Annotated in this window: 21 protein-coding genes; 6 read left to right on the top strand and 15 right to left on the bottom strand. The window is 40.0% G+C overall.

The window, feature by feature from the left end; translation table 11 throughout:
• Positions 1-316 precede the first annotated feature (316 nt).
• The 3 genes from PVK63_RS07355 (at position 317) to PVK63_RS07345 (ending at position 2,599) form a co-directional block, all read left to right on the top strand.
• Entirely contained in the window at positions 317-1,783 is a 1,467-nt protein-coding gene (locus PVK63_RS07355; protein WP_130045527.1) for a sodium-dependent transporter, read from the top strand.
• 1 nt (position 1,784) lies between these two features.
• A complete protein-coding gene (locus PVK63_RS07350) occupies positions 1,785-1,880 on the top strand; it encodes a MetS family NSS transporter small subunit (protein WP_130045528.1) in 96 nt (31 codons plus the stop codon).
• A gap of 92 nt (positions 1,881-1,972) precedes the next feature.
• A complete protein-coding gene (locus PVK63_RS07345; RefSeq protein ID WP_274440180.1) occupies positions 1,973-2,599 on the top strand; it encodes a glutathione S-transferase in 627 nt (208 codons plus the stop codon).
• A 91-nt stretch (positions 2,600-2,690) separates the two neighbouring features.
• Here PVK63_RS07345 and ptsG read toward each other — a convergent pair whose 3' ends face one another.
• The 14 genes from ptsG to yceD all read right to left on the bottom strand — a co-directional run bounded on the left by ptsG (position 2,691) and on the right by yceD (position 15,044).
• Positions 2,691-4,118 carry a PTS glucose transporter subunit IIBC gene (gene ptsG / locus PVK63_RS07340; protein ID WP_130045530.1) on the bottom strand — a complete coding sequence of 476 codons (1,428 nt, stop codon included), beginning with the start codon at positions 4,116-4,118 and terminating at the stop codon, positions 2,691-2,693.
• A gap of 450 nt (positions 4,119-4,568) precedes the next feature.
• Positions 4,569-5,339 carry a TatD family hydrolase gene (locus tag PVK63_RS07335; protein ID WP_274440179.1) on the bottom strand — a complete coding sequence of 257 codons (771 nt, stop codon included), beginning with the start codon at positions 5,337-5,339 and terminating at the stop codon, positions 4,569-4,571.
• A gap of 1 nt (position 5,340) precedes the next feature.
• Entirely contained in the window at positions 5,341-6,312 is a 972-nt protein-coding gene (holB, locus tag PVK63_RS07330) for a DNA polymerase III subunit delta' (RefSeq protein WP_130045532.1), read from the bottom strand.
• Positions 6,302-6,934, bottom strand: coding sequence for a dTMP kinase (gene tmk / locus PVK63_RS07325; protein ID WP_130048219.1), 633 nt, complete (start codon positions 6,932-6,934; stop codon positions 6,302-6,304). Before tmk ends, holB begins: the two co-directional genes overlap by 11 nt.
• 2 nt (positions 6,935-6,936) lie before the next feature.
• Positions 6,937-7,947, bottom strand: coding sequence for an endolytic transglycosylase MltG (gene mltG / locus PVK63_RS07320; protein ID WP_130048220.1), 1,011 nt, complete (start codon positions 7,945-7,947; stop codon positions 6,937-6,939).
• Positions 7,941-8,747 carry an aminodeoxychorismate lyase gene (gene pabC, locus PVK63_RS07315; RefSeq protein ID WP_130048221.1) on the bottom strand — a complete coding sequence of 269 codons (807 nt, stop codon included), beginning with the start codon at positions 8,745-8,747 and terminating at the stop codon, positions 7,941-7,943. The genes mltG and pabC overlap by 7 nt, the downstream gene beginning before the upstream one ends.
• Before the next feature lie 107 nt (positions 8,748-8,854).
• On the bottom strand, positions 8,855-10,099 hold the full coding sequence (gene fabF, locus PVK63_RS07310) for a beta-ketoacyl-ACP synthase II (protein ID WP_130045536.1): 1,245 nt from the start codon (positions 10,097-10,099) through the stop codon (positions 8,855-8,857).
• Between the two features lie 92 nt (positions 10,100-10,191).
• Entirely contained in the window at positions 10,192-10,425 is a 234-nt protein-coding gene (gene acpP / locus PVK63_RS07305; RefSeq protein WP_017051317.1) for an acyl carrier protein, read from the bottom strand.
• A 169-nt stretch (positions 10,426-10,594) separates the two neighbouring features.
• Entirely contained in the window at positions 10,595-11,329 is a 735-nt protein-coding gene (gene fabG / locus PVK63_RS07300; protein WP_165366894.1) for a 3-oxoacyl-ACP reductase FabG, read from the bottom strand.
• Between the two features lie 19 nt (positions 11,330-11,348).
• Positions 11,349-12,272 (bottom strand): ACP S-malonyltransferase, encoded by a 924-nt coding sequence (gene fabD, locus PVK63_RS07295; RefSeq protein ID WP_130045538.1) that lies wholly within the window; start codon positions 12,270-12,272, stop codon positions 11,349-11,351.
• A 68-nt stretch (positions 12,273-12,340) separates the two neighbouring features.
• Positions 12,341-13,294 (bottom strand): beta-ketoacyl-ACP synthase III, encoded by a 954-nt coding sequence (locus PVK63_RS07290; RefSeq protein WP_130086073.1) that lies wholly within the window; start codon positions 13,292-13,294, stop codon positions 12,341-12,343.
• A 5-nt stretch (positions 13,295-13,299) separates the two neighbouring features.
• Complete coding sequence (plsX, locus tag PVK63_RS07285) at positions 13,300-14,325, bottom strand: phosphate acyltransferase PlsX (RefSeq protein WP_130048223.1); 1,026 nt, start codon at positions 14,323-14,325, stop codon at positions 13,300-13,302.
• Between the two features lie 10 nt (positions 14,326-14,335).
• Positions 14,336-14,506 carry a 50S ribosomal protein L32 gene (gene rpmF, locus PVK63_RS07280; protein ID WP_060991458.1) on the bottom strand — a complete coding sequence of 57 codons (171 nt, stop codon included), beginning with the start codon at positions 14,504-14,506 and terminating at the stop codon, positions 14,336-14,338.
• 16 nt (positions 14,507-14,522) lie between these two features.
• The gene (gene yceD, locus PVK63_RS07275; RefSeq protein ID WP_130045541.1) at positions 14,523-15,044 is read right to left on the bottom strand and encodes a 23S rRNA accumulation protein YceD; all 522 of its coding nucleotides are present in this window, start codon (positions 15,042-15,044) and stop codon (positions 14,523-14,525) included.
• 297 nt (positions 15,045-15,341) lie between these two features.
• Here yceD and PVK63_RS07270 point away from each other — a divergent pair, with 297 nt between their 5' ends.
• Entirely contained in the window at positions 15,342-15,923 is a 582-nt protein-coding gene (locus tag PVK63_RS07270) for a Maf family protein (RefSeq protein WP_130086072.1), read from the top strand.
• 71 nt (positions 15,924-15,994) lie between these two features.
• On the opposite strand, the gene rluC is transcribed toward PVK63_RS07270, so the two are convergent.
• Complete coding sequence (rluC, locus tag PVK63_RS07265; RefSeq protein WP_130048225.1) at positions 15,995-16,942, bottom strand: 23S rRNA pseudouridine(955/2504/2580) synthase RluC; 948 nt, start codon at positions 16,940-16,942, stop codon at positions 15,995-15,997.
• Between the two features lie 443 nt (positions 16,943-17,385).
• Between rluC and rne the strand changes: the two genes are divergently transcribed.
• Positions 17,386-20,376: a ribonuclease E gene (gene rne / locus PVK63_RS07260; protein WP_130086071.1), complete on the top strand. Its 2,991-nt coding sequence runs from the start codon at positions 17,386-17,388 to the stop codon at positions 20,374-20,376.
• 175 nt (positions 20,377-20,551) lie between these two features.
• Entirely contained in the window at positions 20,552-22,099 is a 1,548-nt protein-coding gene (locus PVK63_RS07255; protein WP_130086070.1) for a SulP family inorganic anion transporter, read from the top strand.
• Positions 22,100-22,160: the final 61 nt, after the last annotated feature.

Below are 22,160 nucleotides of genomic sequence, written 5' to 3'. Positions count from 1 at the left end.
GTTACTTTCCCATCAATTGGAATTTATTTACAAAAACACAATCATTTACTTAACCTTTATTTAACAATAATACACTCTAAACATCCCACCCCAAACAAACCCATTCTCTAAAAAAAGTTACAACTTCAGCATAATTGACTAGATAGATTACATTAAGCTACCTTTTTGTCATATTGCCTTAACAAGTATTAATGGGTAATCTGCCTGTAATGCTTAGCTAATACCTCTAGTTTGAGCAAATTGATTTCAAATTTAATAGAGAATGATACTAAGTTAGCTTCATTTCTCAGGGAAAAGTTTTTAAAAGGAGTATTTTATGAAGCGTGAACAATGGGGTTCTCGTGCAGGATTTATTCTTGCTGCAGTAGGATCTGCTATCGGTCTAGGTAATATTTGGCGCTTTCCATACATGGCGTATGAAAATGGTGGCGGTGCTTTCTTTATTCCTTATTTATTTGCCATGTTAACTGCTGGTATTCCATTTATGATCATGGAATTTGGTATGGGCCATAAATTCAGAGGCTCAGCACCGCGAACTTTTGCAAAAATAAATCAAAAATACGAATGGCTTGGTTGGTTTCAAGTATTAATAGCCGCTGTTATCGCAGTTTATTACGTTGCCGTTATTGGCTGGGCAATCTCTTATTTCAGCATGTCTTTTTCTCAAAGCTGGGGCCAAGATACAAATGCCTACTTCTTTAGTGAATATTTAAAGCTAGGCGATAACTCACCAACAAAACTGGGTGGTATTCAATGGCATATTGCCATTCCTATGATTATTGCATGGAGCATAACTTTTGCTGCTATTTTTGGTGGTGTAAAAAGTGGTATCGAGCGTGCTAGTAAGGTTATGATGCCATTACTATTTATTATGGTTATTGCGCTTATCGGCCGTATGATTTTCTTACCAGGCGCATTGGATGGTCTTAATTACCTGTTCCAACCAGATTTCAGTAAAATAACAGACCCAAAAGTATGGTCAGCCGCTTATGGTCAAATCTTCTTTACGTTAAGTGTCGGTTTCGCAATCATGCTGGCTTATTCAAGTTACCTACCTGAAAAGTCTGACGTAAATAACAATGCTTTTATGACAGTATTGATTAACTGTGGTTTCTCTATTATCGCTGGTATTCTTATTTTCTCTATCCTAGGAAATATGGCGCATGAACAAAGCAAACCATTAACTGAAGTCGTTAGTGCTGGTGTTGGTCTTGCATTTGTTACGATTCCAGCAGCCATCAATTTATTACCTGCTCCTTATATTCTTGGTCCTCTGTTCTTCTTTGCTTTAGTTGTTGCAGGATTAAGTTCTCATATCTCAATTATTGAAGCCGTTACCTCTGCATTTATCGACAAACTAAAATGGTCTCGTAAAAAAGCCGCTTCTGTTGTTTGTGGTACAGGGCTGGTTGTTTCTATGGCCTTTGCGACTAATGGCGGACTATTACTGCTTGATTTAGTTGATTATTTCATTAATAACATAGCTCTACTAGCAAGCTGCTTGATTGAATTATTTATTATGGGTTGGTTGGTAAAACTTGCTGACATACGTTCACACGTAAATAAAATCTCTGAATTTACCGTTGGTAAATGGTTTGAGATCTGCTTACGCTTTATTAGTCCTGCATTTCTAGTGGTTATCTTAGGAACTAATATTGTTAATACATTAACCGACGGATATGGTGGTTACGCTCAATCAGACTTGCTATTACTTGGTTGGGGATTAATTGCTGCAATGTTGGTTGTTGGTATCGTTATTAATAAATCAAGCAAGGAGGCTTAATATGACAACTGGTGCAATCATTATGATGGTTATTGGCTTAGGTATCACGTGGGGAGGCGCGGCCTTCTGTATCCGTAAAGCGATGAACAGTAACTAGAACTTAGCCTATAACAAATACAATTACTTAAAGCAGATCTTCGGATCTGTTTTTTTTCGCCGTTTCATTTTAAATTAATTTAGAAGGTAAAAATGACCATTCTCTATTCATTTCGACGTTGCCCTTACGCGATGCGAGCACGACTTAGTATCGCCCTTTCCAATAAATCAGTCCACCTTCGTGAAATCATATTGAAACATAAACCTGAAGCAATGATACAGGCATCCCCTAAAGGCACTGTTCCTGTCTTAATTGAAAAAGATGGACACGTGATAGATGAGAGCTTAGATATCATGAAATGGGCTTTAGAGGATTCAGAATTACTATTATCAACAACAGCGTCCATGTATTTATTAATAGAAGAAAACGATCATGTGTTTAAAGGATGGTTGGATAAATACAAATATGCAGATCGTTACCCTGAGAACACAGAACTCTATTATCGTGAACAAGGGGAGCTATTTTTAGAAAGGCTGGAGCAACAACTCTCTACTTCGAGAATGCTATTTAGTGATGAATACAGCTTAGCTGATTTAGCTATCCTTCCTTTTATTCGACAATTTGCGTTCGTTAATATTGAATGGTTTAACCAAAGTAAGTATCAACACGTAAAGCACTGGCTTACGACTTTCATTGATTCAGAGCTGTTTCTCTCCATTATGAAAAAATACCCTACTTGGCTAGACTCAAATCAAGACATCTCATTTCCTGAAAGATAATAGCTTTGCTTATCTTCGATTTTCTTCAAGCCAGAAACAGAAAAAGGAGACTCGAAAGTCTCCTTTTATTATTCATCGATAGAATCGCAAATTAGTTATGACTAATCCACTCATTCATATCTGTTTTCAAGTTATCAGACTTAGTACCAAAGATAGCTTGAACACCTGAACCCGCAACAACAACACCAGCTGCACCAAGTTTTTTCAGTTTATCTTGGTCAACGGCTTCAACGTTTGCTACCGATACACGTAGACGAGTGATACAAGCATCAAGGTTTGTGATGTTTTCTTTACCACCAAATGCAGCAACTAACTCACCAGCAAGCTCAGAACCAGTTACTGTTACACCAGCTTCTTCTTCGTCTTCACGACCTGGAGTTTTCAGGTTCATTGCTTTAATTACAAAGCGGAATACGATGTAGTAAACAACAGCGTAAACAAGACCAAGACCGACTAGAAGTAGCATATTCTCTGCACGTGGAGATTGAACTACAAAGTCAATGAAACCATTTGAGAACGTGTGACCGTGTACAACACCTAATGCGTTAGTTAGCATGTATGCAACACCAGCAAGTACAGCGTGGATAGCATAAAGAACAGGAGCAACAAATAGGAATGCAAATTCAATTGGTTCTGTGATACCAGTAAGGAATGAAGTTAACGCAGCAGATGCCATGATACCCATTACTTTTGCACGGTTTTCAGGTTTCGCTGAATGTGCAATTGCGATTGCAGCAGCAGGAAGACCGAACATTTTGAATAGGTAACCACCCGCTAATTGACCAAAACCATTGCCCGCAGCACGAGATGCGTCATCAGCAGTTAGGAAACAAGTCATGATACCATTTACTTGCTCACCAGCGCTGTTCACACAAGAACCGGCTTCGTAGAAGAATGGTACGTTCCAAATATGGTGAAGACCAAAAGGAATTAGAGAACGTTCGATTACACCGTAGATACCAAATGCCATTACTGGGTTTTGGTTTGCAGCCCAATCAGAGAACGCTGCAATTGCGCCGCCAATTGGTGGCCAAATTACAGAAAGAACCAAACCTAGAGCGATAGATACAAAACCAGTCACGATTGGCACTGCACGCTTACCAGCGAAGAAGCCAAGGTACTCAGGAAGTTGGATACGGTAGAACTTGTTAAAAGCCCAACCAGCAACACCACCAGCAAGGATACCACCAAGAACACCAGTCTCGATACCATCAACACCCATTACTGTCGCCATCACTTTAAGTGTAGCAACCATGATGCCGTAACCAACAACAGCAGCTAGACCAGCTACACCATCATTGTTTGTAAAACCAAGTGCAGTACCCACAGCAAATAGCAAAGCCATTTGGCCAAATACAGAACCACCTGCTTGTTCCATTAAGTGAGAAACCACTTCTGGAAGGAAACTAAAGTTGGCAGCACCAACCCCTAAAAGAATACCAGCTACAGGAAGTACTGATACAGGCAGCATAAGCGCCTTACCAACTTTCTGCAGGTTGGCAAAAAGGTTTTTAAACATGTTTTGCTCCTAATCATTATAAATACAATTGAAACATTCAATTACTAACTAGCTCGTTACGGCAATATCCCCCTCGCCTAATGTAACTAACATAATTGTAAGTAATCGTGTCTCTAATCAAACTGTCGCTAAATATAGACCTATGTAAAAACAGTTTCTAGCATGTTTTCATTTATTGTTTTAAAACCCTGCAGTGATCACAAAAGCAAGGCGTAGCAAAAATAACAAAAAAAATGCAACTTTACTATAAGTCACTGATTACAATTAATAAAAATAAAAATAAGCAGGGTGATAAATGTTATTTTTAGCAACAAAAATAGATAGTATAAATAAACAGCTACCGCAACCGATTACTTAGAATTTTATTAACGAAAACTTGCTAAAAATCAAATCCATAAAAAAAAGAGAAGTATAATTCTCTTTTTTGGTTACTTTGTGAACTTATTTAATTTATTTGTTCAAAAAAAGATTTTTAAAATTATTCGTCGTTATTTGAGCAACTTCCTCAAAGGATTTCCCTTTTAGTAAGCCAATATACTCAGCAACTTCTCTGACATACGCTGGCTGATTCTCTTTTCCTCGATAGGGAACAGGGGCTAAATATGGGGAGTCTGTTTCAACTAAAATACGATTTAATGGCAAGCGACGAACAACATCTTTCAACTCAGTGGCTTTGTTAAATGTAACAATACCTGAAATTGAAATATAAAAACCTAAATCCATTGCCGCTTCAGCAAACGCCCAGTCTTCAGTAAAGCAGTGAATAACACCACCACATTTGTTTGCTTGACCATTTTTTAGAATTGCTAAGGTATCTTCTCTAGCTTGTCTTGTATGAATAATTAGTGGTTTATTGTACTCAACAGCCACCTCAACTTGTTGTTCAAACAAGTCGCGTTGACGAGACGCGCTTTCAGGCTGATAAAAATAATCTAACCCCGTTTCACCAATAGCAATAACACGATCATTGGCCGCATATTGACGGAAAATAGATAAATCAAATTCCGATTCCACATCTAATGGATGAATACCACAAGACGCATGAACTTCAGGGTGATCTTTGATCATTTCCATCATATTGGGAAAAGTATCTAAAGTAACACCTACGGTTAGAAACTGCTCTACTCCACGTAATTTTGCTTTTTCAAGTACATCACCCACATTAGTATGCAGATCATTATAATTTAACTTGTCTAGGTGACAGTGTGTATCAACTAACACATTATTCTCCAATAAACTCAAATAACCACTGAGTTAATAATAATTCTTTGTTTAAGCCCGGATGATCATTGAGTTGTTGCCTTAGCGTATTTAGACTCAAATATTGCTTATAGATAAGGTTAGAAGAGATACTTTTTGCTAGTCTCTCTACCGTCTCTTTTTCATCACAATGAATCCAATCAGTTACAATTCCTAACTGTCGTTTCTGTATATCAGACAACAAGTAACTTAACCAACATAAGCCTTCATCCTCTAATTTTAGCAAGGTTTTAACCACATCGGCTGTATTACAAAAAGAGGATTGAACACAAACACTAAAGTGTGAAAGAAGCTGCTGATGGCTTACTTGTTTCTTATCTTGATAAAAGCTCTTCACCGCTAGCGGTAAATATCGATTCAAAATAATTGACTGCGTATTTACCGTTAGTTCTTCAGTTTCGAGTAACCATTGAGTAATCACTTCAGCACTGATCACTGGCTGTTGCCAAGTTTGGCAGCGACTACGTATTGTTGGTAATAAATGATGCAAAGAGCTAGCAAGTAAGACAAATTGGCAGTTTTTCGGTGGAGCTTCTAATGTTTTTAGTAATGCGTTTGCAGCAGACTCTGTCATTTTTTCTGCAGGCTCGATAATAATCATTCGCTTAGCGTTAAATTGCGATGACTCTAGTGCCCATGAGTTACATTGACGGATCTGTTCTACAGAAATCGATTTACCTTCCACTTCTGGTTTAATCCAGTGCAAATCAGGATGATTACCAGATTGAATCAAATCACAACTATGGCAGAAACCACAAGGTTCAGTGCCTTGAGTTAAACAAAGTAGAGTATCAGAAAAATACTGAACTAATTTATCTCGCCCAGTCCCTTCTGGCATTGCACATAAGATAGCGTGAGGCAGCCTATCATTTGCAATAAGCTGCTGCCATTGATGCCAAATATCTTCCTGCCAAGGGTAGAGTTTAGTTGCCATTAGTCACTAACCACGCTTCTAGCGCATTCACAATAGAGCGAGTTACCGTATCTAAATCTTGTCCTGCATCAATAGTAATAATACTTTCATCGCTGTTTGCGAACTCTAAGTAACGCTCACGGCTTCGTTCAAAAAAATCTAATTTCATTTGTTCAATTCTATCAAGCTCTCCACGAGCAGAAGCTCTTTGTAATCCAAGCTTAGGGTCAATATCCATGTAAATGGTTAAATCTGGTTTGAAGTCGCCTAGAACCGTGTCTCTCATCGTTTTCATTAAATTACGATCAAACCCACGACCACCGCCTTGGTATGCCTGCGACGATAAATCATGACGATCACCGACGACCCACTCACCTTTTGCAAGAGCAGGTTTAATCACATTTCCAACTAACTGTGCGCGAGCAGCATACAACAATAGCAATTCAGCCATGTCTGTTAACGGTTCATCTGGGTGCCCTTGCTTTACCAGCTCTCTCATTTTTTCAGCAAGAGGGGTTCCGCCTGGCTCTCTTGTTGTTACAGGGTTTTCAATACCATGCTTAGCTAATGTGGCTAATACATTTTTAATAGCTGTACTTTTACCTGCGCCTTCTAGGCCTTCGATTACAATAAATTTAGACATGATTAATTTCTTAACGTTCTTAAGTAAGCTCTAACTGCTTTGTTATGCTCTACTAATGATTTAGTGAATTTATGACCACCTGTACCATCAGCAACAAAATAAAGATAACGACTTGTTTCTGGATGTAATGCTGCTTTTATCGATGCAGGACCCGCCATTGCAATCGGTGTTGGTGGTAAGCCATTAATGGTATAAGTATTGTATGCCGTTGGTGTTCGGAGATCTTTCTTGCGAATATTACCGTCGTATTTATCACCCATACCATAGATAACCGTTGGATCAGTTTGTAAACGCATTCCACGCCTTAGGCGATTAACAAACACAGATGAAACTCGCTCTCTTTCAGAATCGATAGCGGTTTCCTTTTCAATGATAGAGGCTAAGATCAACGCTTCATAAGATGATTTTAAAGGTAAATTGGCTGATTTTGTTTTCCACTCAGCATCTAATAATGTCACTAGCGCATTATGAGAACGCTCTAAAATATCAAAGTCACTCATGCCTGCCGTATAATGGTACGTTTCTGCTAAGAAAAGACCTTCTAATTTAGACCGTTCAATGCCTAATTTACTCGCAATGTCTTCTTCTGACATACCTTCAAGTTCATGTTCTAGGTAAGGCGCTTGTTCTAGTTGTTGTTGCCACTCAGAAAAACGACTACCTTCAACAAAAGTAATTGAGAATTGATGCTCTTTACCCGTTTTTAATTGAGTCAGTACTTCTGCTAGCGTTTGATTTGGTTCAACCCAGTACGTACCGGCTTTTATATTAGTTAACTGAGGGGTTAATTTATGGGTAAATCGAGCCCATTGAGTGTCTGATATCCATTGCTTTTCTTCAAACTGACGAATGAGTTTTCGGTAACTTGTTCCTGATTTAACTTCAACAAGTTGAGCTTTCTCTAGCATTACAGGTTGTTGAGTAAAATTAATTGCCTGCTGATAAGCCCAAAAGCCAGCACCAAGTGCAGCGACCGCCAAAAATAAAATAATGATAATAAGTTTTTTCAACACGAGTACAGTTTCTCCTGAAACCAATAAGTTAATGTATGCTTGGTAAAATGAATGTCTTTGATTTTATTAATAGGTACAATTTCAAATAAAGAGTTAGTGATAAACACTTCATCAGCAACAGCTAATGTATCAAAATCACAATGTACAGATTCAATCCCGATATGATGAATGCTCGCAATCTTCTTAATATGCGCTTTCATCACACCTTCAACACCTGCTAATGATAAATCTGGAGTGAATAGTTTATCATTCTTAACCCAAAAAAGATTACCTATAGATGTCTCAACGATATTGTTACTAATATCGAGAACAATAGCATCGAGATAATCTGTTTTAGATATTGATTGCTTTATTAGTACCTGCTCTAGGCGGTTTAGGTGCTTCATTCCAGCTAATAATGGATTTAGTCCCAACTGAATATCTGATACACCTAAATCTATCCCTTTCTGCTTCCATTCTTTGTAATAAATAGGAAGAGAAAAAGTGGATATAATAACTTGAGTATCATCGCAATCTTGAGGGGAATAGCCTCGCCCCCCGCTTCCTCTAGTAATTAACACTTTAATGCCACCACTAATTACTTTCGTTGCAAGCTCAGTGATTTGTTTATCAAGTGCATTCCAATCAGGCTCTGTAATATTTAAGCGTATTGCGGAGGTTTTAAGTCGGTTTAGATGCAGCTCCCACAAACAAACTTTCTTATTTAATACCTTCATGGTGGTAAAAAAACCATCACCATACTGAGTTGCTCGGTCACTTATGGGAAGTGATTCAGATTCCATTCCATTAACCCAAAACATGACAGCTCCTAACCACTGATAAATAAAAAGGCGGTTTGATATAATATCAAACCGCCTTTAAAGTGTAACTGACTCTTAGAAACTAATTAAGTCTCACAAACAAGTTATTACATTTTCTTGAAGATCAGTGAACCGTTTGTACCACCAAAGCCAAATGAGTTACAGATAGCATATTCCATATCAGTAACTTTACGAGCCGTATGCGGAACAAGGTCAATATCTAAACCTTCTTCTGGATCGTCAAGGTTGATCGTTGGTGGAACGATTTGATCAACCAAAGACATCGCTGTAATGATTGCTTCAACAGAACCAGCTGCACCTAGTAAGTGACCTGTCATTGATTTTGTTGACGATACTAATACTTGTTTAGTACCCGCTTCACCAAGAGCACGCTTAATGCCCTTAACTTCCGCAACATCACCTGCAGGTGTCGATGTGCCGTGTGCATTTACATAACCGATTTGCTCACCCGTTACGCCTGCGTCACGCATCGCTGCTTCCATTGCTAGTGCACCACCAGAACCATCAGGCGTTGGTGAAGTCATATGGTAAGCATCACCACTCATGCCAAAACCAACTAATTCACAGTAGATTTTCGCACCACGAGCTTTTGCGTGTTCGTATTCTTCAAGAACCATCATGCCAGCGCCATCACCTAGAACAAAACCATCGCGGTTTTTGTCCCAAGGACGAGATGCGCCTTGAGGGTTTTCATTATTTGTTGATAGTGCTTTTGCAGCACCAAAACCGCCCATACCTAGCTCAGTAGATGCTTTTTCCGCACCACCCGCTAGCATTGCATCAGCATCACCATAAGCGATCATACGAGCCGCATGACCAATATTATGAAGACCTGTAGTACAAGCAGTTGAAATTGCGATATTTGGACCACGTAGACCGCGCATGATCGACATATGACCTGCGATCATATTAACGATGGTTGAAGGCACGAAAAACGGACTGATCTTACGAGGACCTTTTTCACTAAATGCTTTGTAACCAGCTTCAATTAAGCCAAGACCACCAATGCCTGAACCAATTGCAGCACCAATACGGTGAGCATTTTCTTCAGTAACTTTAAAACCCGAGTCATCTAATGCCTGAATGCCAGCAGCCACGCCGTACTGGATAAATAAATCCATCTTACGAGCGTCTTTCTTAGACATGTACTCTTCAGCATTAAAGTCTTGAACTAGACCTGCAAAACGAGTAGTAAACTCAGTGGTGTCAAAGTGCTCGATATTAACGATACCACTTTGGCCTGCTAACAGCGCTTTCCAAGATGCTTCAACAGTGTTACCCACCGGTGTTAGCATACCCATGCCTGTAACAACTACACGACGTTTGGACACGATATATTTCTCCGGAATTATTTGAAATTTAGATAGGGATTGTAGCGTATTAAAAACTCAGGCGGTCAAGATGACCGCCTGGAGGGTATTTCTTACTGTGCGCTAGTTACGTAGTCGATAGCAGCTTGAACAGTAGTGATTTTCTCAGCTTCTTCATCTGGAATCTCAGTGTCAAACTCTTCTTCTAGAGCCATAACTAGTTCAACTGTATCTAGTGAATCTGCACCTAGGTCATCAACAAATGATGCTTCGTTTTTAACTTCAGCTTCATCCACACCCAGTTGCTCAATGATGATTTTCTTTACGCGTTCTTCAAGATTGCTCATTTTAATTTTCCTAATTACAGACTTCGCTGATTTGCGATACTTGCTGTATTCTATTCATTAATAAGAAAGTTGCAAGGCTAAGATTGCTGGTCAAACCACGAAATTCGTGATTTTTAGTGCAATTTTGACCCAAAATTGACCTAAGTCACCCTTAAATCAATTTTAGTGATTAAACCATGTACATGCCGCCATTCACATGCAATGTCTCACCTGTGATATAAGCCGCTTCTGGAGATGCTAAAAATACAACTGCAGCTGCGATTTCTTTAGGATCACCTAAACGACCAGCAGGTACTGATGATAGTGTTGCAGCTCGTTGGTCATCATTCAAGGCTTTTGTCATGTCTGTTTCGATAAAACCTGGAGCGACAGTATTCACCGTTACGCCACGTGAAGCGACTTCACGAGCCATCGATTTAGTAAAGCCAATTACGCCTGCTTTTGCAGCAGCATAGTTAGTTTGACCTGCGTTACCCATAGTACCAACAACAGAACCTACGTTGATAATGCGACCATTACGTTTTTTCATCATGCCACGAAGTACGGCTTTAGATAAACGGAAAATAGACGTTAAGTTGGTATCAATAATATCCATCCACTCGTCATCTTTCATGCGCATAAGTAGGTTATCACGAGTAATACCCGCATTATTCACTAAGATATCAATCGCACCAAACTCATCATTGATGGTTTTTAGTACTTCAGCTACAGATTCTGCATCTGTTACATTCAAAGCAAGACCTTTACCGTTCTCACCTAGATATTCACTGATAGCAACTGCGCCATTTTCAGAAGTTGCAGTACCAATAACCGTTGCACCGCGAGAGACTAATTGCTCAGCAATAGCGCGACCAATACCGCGGCTAGCGCCAGTAACTAAGGCAATTTTGCCTTCTAAATTCATCATTTACTATTCCCTTTAATTACTTAGCAGCTTCAAGAGAAGCGGCATCATTTACCGCTGCAGCGCTAAGTGATTTAACGATTCGTTTAGTTAAACCAGTAAGAACTTTACCTGGACCAACTTCATATAAGGTTTCTACGCCTTGCTCAGCCATTGTTTCTACTACTTCTGTCCAACGTACAGGGCAGTATAGTTGACGAACAAGTGCGTCTTTAATTTTTGCAGGATCTGATTCGGCCGCAACATCAACATTGTTGATAACAGGCAGTACTGGTGCTGAAAATTCAATGCTTTCTAGCGCTACCGCTAGTTTGTCAGCCGCTGGTTTCATTAGTGCACAGTGAGAAGGTACTGATACAGGTAAAGGTAGTGCACGTTTTGCGCCCGCTTCTTTACATAATACGCCAGCACGCTCTACTGCATCTTTGTTACCAGCGATAACAACTTGACCAGGAGAGTTAAAGTTAACTGGTGAAACCACTTCCCCTTGTGCTGCTTCATCACATGCTTTTGCAATTGATTCATTATCTAAACCAATAATCGCATACATTGCACCAACACCAGCAGGTACTGCTTCTTGCATCAGTTGACCACGAAGCTCAACTAATTTTATTGCATCTTTAAAGTTAATAACACCGGCACATACAAGTGCTGAATATTCACCAAGGCTATGACCAGCTAAAACAGAAGGTTGTGCTAACCCTTGTTCTTGCCATACACGCCATAAAGCAACAGAGGTCGCTAATAATGCAGGCTGAGTACGAAAAGTCTGATTTAGATCTTCTGCTGGACCATTTTGAACAAGTGACCATAAGTCATAACCTAATGCTTCTGATGCTTCAGCAAAAGTTTTAGTTACCACTTCGTGTTGCTCACCTAGTTCAGCAAGCATGCCAACAGCTTGAGAGCCTTGACCTGGAAAAACGATAGCAAAATTGCTCATGAATATTATTTCCTTTAAATAAGCACATAAAAGAAGCTAGACCATCAAACAGATGTCTAGCTCTTCACTTAAAACTTAACGAGTGCAGAACCCCAAGTGAAACCACCGCCGAATGCTTCAAGCAATAACGTTTGGCCACGTTGAATTCTGCCATCACGTACCGCTTCATCCAATGCCGTTGGCACTGTTGCAGCCGAAGTATTACCGTGACGATCGAGAGTAACAACAACCTGATCCATCGACATTGATAGCTTCTTCGCTGTTGCTTTAATAATTCGTAAATTGGCTTGATGTGGAACTAACCAATCAAGCTCAGACTTATCCATTTGGTTTTCTTGAAGTGTTTCTTTCACCAAATTAGAAAGCTGTGTAACGGCAACTTTAAAGACTTCATTACCAGCCATATGTAGCCATTTGTCTGCTTCTTCATTTTGTCGAGAAGGGACAGGTAAAGAAAGTAATTCACCGAACTTGCCATCAGCGTGCAAGTGAGTTGAAATAATTCCAGGCTCTTCACTTTGGCCAATAACAACCGCACCGGCACCATCACCAAATAAGATAACCGTAGAGCGGTCTTCAGGATCACAGGTATGAGATACTGCATCAGAGCCAATAACAAGTGCGTTTTTTGCCATACCCGTTTTGATATGTTGATCAGCAACACTCAATGCATAAACAAACCCTGAACAAGCAGCCGATAAATCAAATGCTGGACAGCCCTGAATTTCTAATAACCCTTGGACTTCACAAGCCGCAGAGGGGAATGAATATGTTGGTGTGCTTGTCGCTAAGATAATAAGATCAATATCGTTCTTATCTATACCGGCCATTTCAATTGCATTTACAGACGCAATATGACCCATAGTCGCTACAGATTCATTTTCACCGGCAATGCGACGCTCACTAATACCAGTTCGAGCTAAGATCCACTCATCACTAGTATCGACCATTTTTTCTAAATCCGCGTTTGTGCGAATTTGTGCTGGTAAATAGCTACCAGTACCTAAAATTTTGCTATACATGAAGACTAATAATGCCTCTCGAGTAAAACTGCCTCCAAGCGATCACTAATACGGTTAGGTATTTGTCGCTTGACCTCATGAACCGCTTCCTTGATGGCATTGTTAAAGGCAGAAATATCTGCACTTCCATGACTTTTCACAACAATGCCGCGCAATCCTATCAGACTTGCGCCGTTATACTGGTCGGGGTTCAGCTCTTTTAAGCTAGAAATGACATCACCAAAGAGCCATTTCGCTAAAATTTGTTTGAATTTTGATGTAACTAGGTGTGATTTTAGTTGATCTAAAAATAAATGTGCAACGCCTTCACTGGTTTTCAGACAAACATTGCCGACAAACCCGTCACAGACTACTACATCTGCAATGCCTTGATAAAGCTTATCACCTTCGATATAACCAATAAATTGAATATCTTGGCATTGATGCAGCATCTCAGCACAACGTTTTATTTGATCATTACCTTTTATTTCTTCTTCACCAATATTCAATAATGCGACTTTCGCTTTACGCCCTAAGGATTGTTCTGCTAATTCAGAACCCATTACGGCAAATTGAAACAGGGTTTCAGCATCACATGACACATTAGCGCCAAGATCTAACATCCAAGTACGTTGATTATTTTTCGTTGGTAATGGACTGATCAATGCTGGGCGTTCTACACCAGGAAGAAGTTTTAGAGTAAAACGAGATAATCCCATTAGTGCCCCAGTATTACCTGCGCTAATACACGCTTGGGCATCTTTACTGGAAACTAAATCAAGGGCGACTCTCATTGAGCTACCACGACTGTGTCGAAGCGCTTTTGAAGGTGGTGTATTATTGCCAATAACACTATCGCTATGGACAATTGAAAATCTAGAGCTGGGGGTATAATTTAGATGTGCTAATTGTGTAGAAATCGCATGACGATCTCCAACAATAGTGATTTTTAGCTCTGGGAATTGTGACAATGCCTGCACGGCGGCAGGCACTGTAACTTGGGGACCGAAGTCCCCACCCATCGCATCAATTGCAATGGTTAGCTGCTGCAAAGCGTCAACCTTACTTGTTGATTACCTTGCGGCCACGGTAGTAACCGTCAGCTGTAACGTTGTGACGAAGGTGAGTTTCGCCACTAGTTGCGTCTACAGATAATGCACTTGTAGTTAGTGCATCGTGTGAACGACGCATGCCACGCATTGAACGTGATTTCTTGCTCTTTTGTACGGCCATGGACCCTACTCCTCAATTACTGTTGTTTTAAAGATTTTAAAACATCAAACGGATTCGGTTTCTCTTCCTCTTCAGGAATTTCACCAAATACCAAATTGTTAGATTTGACCTGACAGTCTTTTATGTCATGCATAGCGACTTGCGGCAACGCTAGAATGAACTCATCAGTTACCAACTCAACGAGATCAACTTCACCCATTTCATTTAAATCTACAAGCTCATATTCCTCAGGAATTAGAGCTGCCTTTTCTTCGCTTAAAAAAGGCGTACACTTAAATGATACATTTAGGTGATGTTCAAAATTTTCATTACAGCGTTGACATTCCAACAACACGGTGACGTTAGCTTTACCAGAGATAACGGCTAGTCGTTGTTCGTCAACTTTAAATGACATAGTGACTTCAGCATCACTTTTCACATCTACAGTAGATTCAGCCAAACGCTTTAAAATATTAGATTGGATGATTCCATCGTAGTCTAATCTTCGTTGAGCGGTTTGGAATGCATCAACTGTTCGTGGTAATTTTACCTTTTGCATAGGGCGCGCATCTTATCTTTCTAAAGCCTTCGAGTCAAAGAAAAATGGCAAAAATTATGCTTTTTTTCTTCCCAGTTGCTATTTCAGCAGAGTTATACCAATGTAATTAATTAAGTGATCTATTTATTACGTAGGAAAATCACTTAAGAGTAAGACAAAAAATATGATAAGTAGTTATTCTACAAGCCTATTTTTTAACGCAGCTATTAAGTGATTTAACCAGTAATAATGAGCAGATAATTACTGGAATTGGTATCACTAATAATAAACGAAAAATTTAAGAAGAAGAACCTACTTATGCAATCAAAACTCATTCTAGCCTCAACATCGCCTTTTCGACGTTCGATCTTAGAGAAGATCCAGTGTCCTTTTGATGCAATTTCACCCGTTTGTGACGAAACTCCGCTTAATAATGAATCACCTAAAGAACTAGTCATTCGATTAGCGGAACAAAAAGCACGCTCTTGTGGAATAGAAGATCCACACCATTTGATCATTGGATCCGACCAGGTGTGCGTTATTAATGGCGATATTATTGGAAAACCACTGACTCGCGAAAAAGCCATTTCCCAACTTCAAAAAGCCAGCGGCCAAATCATTACCTTCTATACAGGGTTATCTTTATTAAACACCACCACAATGGTTGCTGAAACCCTTTGTGAAGAGTTTCACGTACACTTTCGATCATTAGATACACAACAAATAGAAAGCTACGTAGATAAAGAGATGCCACTTCATTGTGCAGGAAGCTTTAAGTGTGAAGGACTAGGAATTGCGTTATTCAATAAATTGGAAGGAAAAGATCCCAATACATTAATTGGTCTTCCTCTGATCACATTGATTGATATGCTAGATCGTCAAGGATTTTCAGTGCTTTAGTTTTTATATAACAAGTACAAAATGCGATAAGTGCCTATAACACTTATCGCTACCATTGCATTAGTACGTAACTATTTTTTAGCTCGTAAACCTTTTAGTACTCGTTCTAATTTGTTTTCCATTGGTGCGCTAATATCCATTAACTCTTCCGTACTTGGGTGAGTAAATTTGATATTTGCCGCATGCAAGAACAATCGATCCAAACCAAACTGTCCAGAATAAGCATCAAATCGTCTGTCACCATAACGATCATCCCAACCAATAGGATGGCCAGTATATTGGGCGTGCACACGGATTTGATGCGTTCGACCGGTAATTGGGCTTGCTTGGATTAAGGTCGCTTGTTCAAATTTTTCTAAAATTTTAAAACGCGTCTCAGAAGGCTTACCATTCGGATTAACTCGAACAATACTGTTCACTTCATTTTTTAGCAAAGGTGCATTCACGACCTTACATGTGCTTTTCCACTGTCCCATCACTAATGCAAAATAGTATTTTTGTACTGTCTTATTGCGGAACTGCTCTTGTAGTCGTCGTAATGCTGAACGCTTTTTAGCAACAAGTAGAATGCCAGAAGTATCTCTATCAATTCGGTGAACAAGCTCTAAAAAACGCGCATCAGGGCGTAAAGCTCTTAATGCTTCAATTGCACCGAATTTAAGACCACTACCACCATGAACCGCTGTGCCTGAAGGTTTATTCAATATTAGAAGATGATCATCTTCATAAATAATACAACTTTCAAGCTCAGACACTTTAGCTAATTTAACACTTGGTAAATCAGGCGCTGTAGATTCTGGTACTTTTACAGGAGGAATACGAACCATATCGCCCTCTTGTAATTTATACTCTGGTTTAATGCGTTTTTTATTTACGCGAACTTCACCTTTACGCACAATTCGATAAATCATGCTTTTAGGGACATTTTTTAAGCGGGCAAGAAGAAAATTATCGATTCGTTGCCCTGCAAAATCGTCATCAATATCGACGAATTGCACTTTAGGTTTATCATCAGTCATTTTTACATTCTACTGTCTTAATTCTAATTGATGAACCTTTTTTAGCTCACTTTCAAATAATGAAGATTGCTGCGGTTTAATCTGACTGTTATAGTTAGCCCCTGAAATTAGCCCAGATGGCTATTTCTTCACCTTGGTGAGCATAAAAGCACCAAAAGAACTAAAAATATACTGCTCGAATGCGGTGATGCGGCAATTGGCGTAAGACATCTATACTGCTTTGAGTTTTTTTGCTTGTTATGCCTAAACCATTTTTTATGTTTTAACGACCGCGAATAATTGCGGATCAGCACTATTTTATAGATAGTGTTGATGTGGATTGTGCCCTAGAGCATCCCTGAGTTCCAGCCGTGAGGCTGCACATGTAATCAGCCTTGGGATCTGGCACCATTTGAAATGGAAGTGGACAAACAAGCTCGACAATTTGTAATGAGTATTCCCTAATGAAAAGAATGTTGATTAACGCAACCCAAAAGGAAGAGTTGCGCGTCGCATTAGTTGATGGCCAACGCCTTTTTGATCTAGATATCGAAAGCCCTGGTCACGAATCTAAGAAAGCAAATATTTATAAAGGCAAAATCACACGTATCGAACCAAGCTTGGAAGCAGCTTTTGTTGATTACGGTGCTGATCGCCACGGTTTCCTTCCCCTTAAGGAAATTGCAAAAGAATATTTCCCTCAAGGTTACACTTATCAAGGCCGTCCAAATATCAAGGACGTTTTGAAAGAAGGCCAAGAAGTAATTGTTCAAGTTGAAAAAGAAGAGCGTGGCAACAAAGGCGCGGCTTTAACAACTTTCATTTCTCTTGCTGGTAGCTACCTTGTTCTTATGCCAAATAACCCTCGAGCTGGCGGTATTTCTCGTCGTATCGAAGGTGAAGAACGTACTCAACTTAAAGCAGCATTAAGCACATTAGAACTACCTCAAGGTATGGGTCTAATTGTTCGTACTGCTGGTGTTGGTAAATCTGCAGAAGAACTTGAGTGGGACTTAAACGTACTCCTAAATCATTGGGAAGCGGTTAAGCACGCATCAGAATCAAATCAAGCACCTTTCCTAATTCACCAAGAAAGTAACGTTATTGTTCGTGCAATCCGCGATTACTTACGTCGTGATATTGGCGAAATCTTGATTGATAGCCCAAAAATCTTTGACCGTGCTCGTCAACACATTCAACTTATTCGCCCAGATTTCTTATCTCGCGTTAAGCTGTATGAAGGCGAAATCCCACTGTTTAGCCACTATCAAATCGAAAGCCAGATTGAATCTGCTTTTGAACGTGAAGTACGCTTACCATCTGGTGGTTCTATTGTTATTGACCCAACAGAAGCACTGACATCAATTGATATCAACTCTGCTCGCGCAACGAAAGGCGGTGATATCGAAGAAACAGCATTAAATACAAACTTAGAAGCAGCTGATGAAATTGCACGTCAATTACGTCTACGTGATCTAGGTGGCCTTGTGGTTATCGACTTCATTGATATGACGCCAGTTCGTCACCAACGTGAAGTAGAAAACCGTATGCGTGAAGCGGTTCGAATGGATCGTGCTCGTGTTCAAATCGGTCGTATTTCTCGTTTCGGTCTTCTAGAAATGTCTCGCCAACGCTTAAGTCCGTCTTTAGCTGAAGCAAGTCACCATATTTGCCCTCGCTGTACGGGTACTGGTGTTGTTCGTGATAATGAATCACTAGCACTGTCTGTTTTACGTTTAATTGAGGAAGAGTCTCTAAAAGACAATACAACTCAAGTTCTTGCAGTTGTTCCTGTCTCTATTGCTTCTTACCTGCTCAATGAAAAACGTCGTTCAGTTCAGCACATTGAAAAATTCCACAATGTTCGTGTAATCATTGTTCCTAACTCTGATATGGAAACGCCTCACTTTGAAGTGATTCGTATCCGTGATGGTGAAGAACAAGAAATGCTTTCATACCTTCTACCTAAGAAACTAGAAGCGTTACGTGAAGCAGAAGCAAAAGAAGCCCCTGCGGTTAATATTGCTCCTAGAAAACGCGAAGAACCTGTTCTTCAAGGCTTCAGTGCTCCAGCTCAAGCAGCTCCAATTGCGAAAGTACAAGAAACAAAAGCACCAGAAGTAAAAGCAACTGCTGAAGAAAAACCGGGTATTATTAGTCGTTTCTTCACTGCGATTGCAAACTTCTTCTCTGCACCAGAAGCAGCACCTGCTGAAACTGAGAAAAAAGTAGAAGAAGAAAAACCAACTCAGCGTCGTAATCAAAACCGTAATAATGATCGTCGTCGTAACGAAAATGGTCGTAATAACCGCAACAATCGTCGTAACGGTAATGATAACCGCAACAACAACGAAAATCGCACTGATAATCGTCGTGGTAAAAAAGTTGAAGATAATGTAACTAAGCCAGTTAAAGTAGCGGCTGAAAGCAAACCAACGAAACAACCTAAAGCTCGTAAGGAAATTGCAGAGCAAGGGCTTCAATTAGCAGCAGAAGCACAACAAGTACCTGCGCAACCTTCTGATAAACCAGCTGAAAAACGCGAAAAAACGGTTCAAGTTAAACAACGCCGTCAACGCCGTCAGTTGCAAAAGAAAGTACGTACAGGTAAAGCAGTAGAAGCGGAAGTAGAAGTTCCTGTTGAAGTAGCAACAACAACAGAAACCCAAGCACAAGTAACTACGCCTGCAGAAGCAAATACTGAGAAGAATACAGAACGTAAAGAAGGCCAACGTCGTAACCGTCGTTCACCTCGCCACTTACGTGCAAGTGGTCAACGTCGTCGTCGTCGTGATCGTCGTCCTGTGAATCCTGCTCGTCTATTTGCTGGTGTTGCGTCTCCTGAAATGGCGATGGGTAAAGCTTACCCTGACTATGCTCGCATCTTAGAGATGAAACAAGCAAAACGCCAACAAGAGAAGTTCATTGATAATGAAACTCAAAATGCACAAGACCAAGCAAGTCAAACCACTACAGTAAAAGCTCAAATCGGTGGTGTTGCATTCCCTGAAATGGCTATGGGCAAAGTGTTACTGCCTTATGTTCCTGCTAATAAAGCAGAAGCAATAGTAGAAACACCGGTGGTTGAACATGTTATTGCTGAAGCGCCTGTAGCAACAACTCAAGCTGAGGCTCCAGTAATCAATGAAGTACCAGCAATTGCAGAAGCACCAGTAGCGGAGCAGAAGGTTGAAGTAACAGAAGCTCCTGTAACTCCTGCTGAAGTTGCAGTAGCAGAGACATCAGTACCAACGACGACTGTTGTTGCTGAAAAACCTCAATACAAAGGTCACGCTTCTTCTGGAATGACTAAAGCAACAGGTCCAACAGAGATTAAAGAAATCACTGTTACGGCTGCTGCATTTAGAACTGAGCGCTTTGAGCCAAAACAAGCTGGTAGTCAAACTGCCACTTCTCAAGCAAGTGCAGCAATGGCGAAAACAGCGGGTTTATAATTTTTTAGGCAAACGCCTTTAAAATAAATAACCAATAAAATTAAGCAAGTTACATTTCGATGTAACTTGCTTTTTTTATATCTAATTCCGAATATACATTGAAGTTCATCACGCTTTTCTGTACGATTCGCCGCATACTATGCTTGAAAAACAACCAAGAAGATATCTAAAAATAATGTTTGAATTTCCAAAATTTTCTAATCATTCAGTGAAGAATGATGTTCTATCAGGGTTAACCGTTGCGTTAGCTCTAGTCCCTGAAGCTGTTGCTTTCGCCTTTGTTGCTGGTGTTGACCCTATGGTTGGCCTATATGCTGCTTTCATTGTCGGCTTAATTACATCAGTTATTGGTGGTCGCCCTGGAATGATTTCAGGCGCAACTGGCGCGATGGCTGTTGTAATGGTTAGCTTAGTTGCAGTTCACGGCGTACAGTACCTTTTTGCAGCCATCTTACTCGCTGGTATTCTGCAAATTACCGCAGGTTTATTTAAACTAGGTAAGTTCATTCGTATCGTTCCACATCCTGTAATGATCGGATTTGTAAACGGCTTAGCTATTGTTATTTTCCTTGCTCAACTTGGTCAATTTAAAGCCCCTGACGCACTAGGTAATTTAGATTGGTTACAAGGTGACCAAATGATGCTAATGCTTGCCTTAGTTGCTGTGACTATGGCTATCATTCACTTCTTACCTAAATTAACAACAGCTGTGCCTTCTTCCTTAGTGGCTATTATTGTTGTAACAGGGTTAGTTCAAGGTTTAGATTTAGATACTCGTACTGTTGTAGATTTCCTACGTACAATGAGTGGCGATGAAGCTGCAACATTAGCAGGCTCTCTTCCTACTTTCTCTGTGCCTAATGTCCCATTATCTTTAGAAACACTGTACATCATCTTTCCTTACGCGCTTATTTTAGCAGCTATCGGTTTAATTGAATCATTACTAACTTTAACGGTTATTGATGAGATGACAGGTACTCGTGGTCAATCTAACCGTGAATGTGTTGGTCAAGGCGTAGCAAACGTTACTTGTTCTGTATTTGGAGCAATGGGCGGTTGTGCGATGATTGGTCAATCAATGATCAATGTTAACTCTGGCGGTCGTGGTCGTTTATCAGGCATTACTGCGGCACTTGCGTTGCTTGGCTTTATCTTATTTGCTTCTGGCTTAATTGAGATGATCCCTCTAGCGGCATTAGTTGGTGTAATGTTCATGGTTGTTATTGGTACGTTTGAATGGGCAACGTTTAAATTGGCTCGTCGTGTACCAAAACAAGATTTCTTTGTCATTGTATTGGTAACCGTCGTAACGGTTCTTACTGACCTTGCTGTTGCTGTTGGTGTTGGTGTTATCGCCTCTGCATTAATGTTTGCATGGCAACACGCAAAACACATCTTCTCAACAAACTCAGTAAACGAAGAAGGCTCTAAAGTTTATGAAATTAATGGACCGATCTTCTTTGGATCAGCGGCTAATTTCTTAGAGTTATTCGATGTAGAAAATGATCCTCAAGACATCATTATTGATTTTGCGGCCTCACGTGTTGTTGACCATTCAGCTATCGAAGCCGTTGATACTATTGCTGAGCGTTACTCTAAAGCAGGCAAAAAAGTACATCTTCGTCACCTAAGCCAAGATTGCCATGCCCTTCTAAACAAAGCGGGTAGCTTGGTTGAAATAAATGTACAAGAAGATCCAATCTATAAAGTGGTTAGTCAGTAAAGAGACATTCACTTTTATCATTGATAGATAATATAAATCCCGATATGGTTCTCCTATCGGG

The organism is Aliivibrio sp. S2TY2 (genome assembly GCF_028765525.1).
Lineage (GTDB): Bacteria > Pseudomonadota > Gammaproteobacteria > Enterobacterales > Vibrionaceae > Aliivibrio > Aliivibrio finisterrensis_A.
Note: the sequence above shows the minus strand (reverse complement) of the source record. Positions and strands in the feature narration are given on the sequence as shown.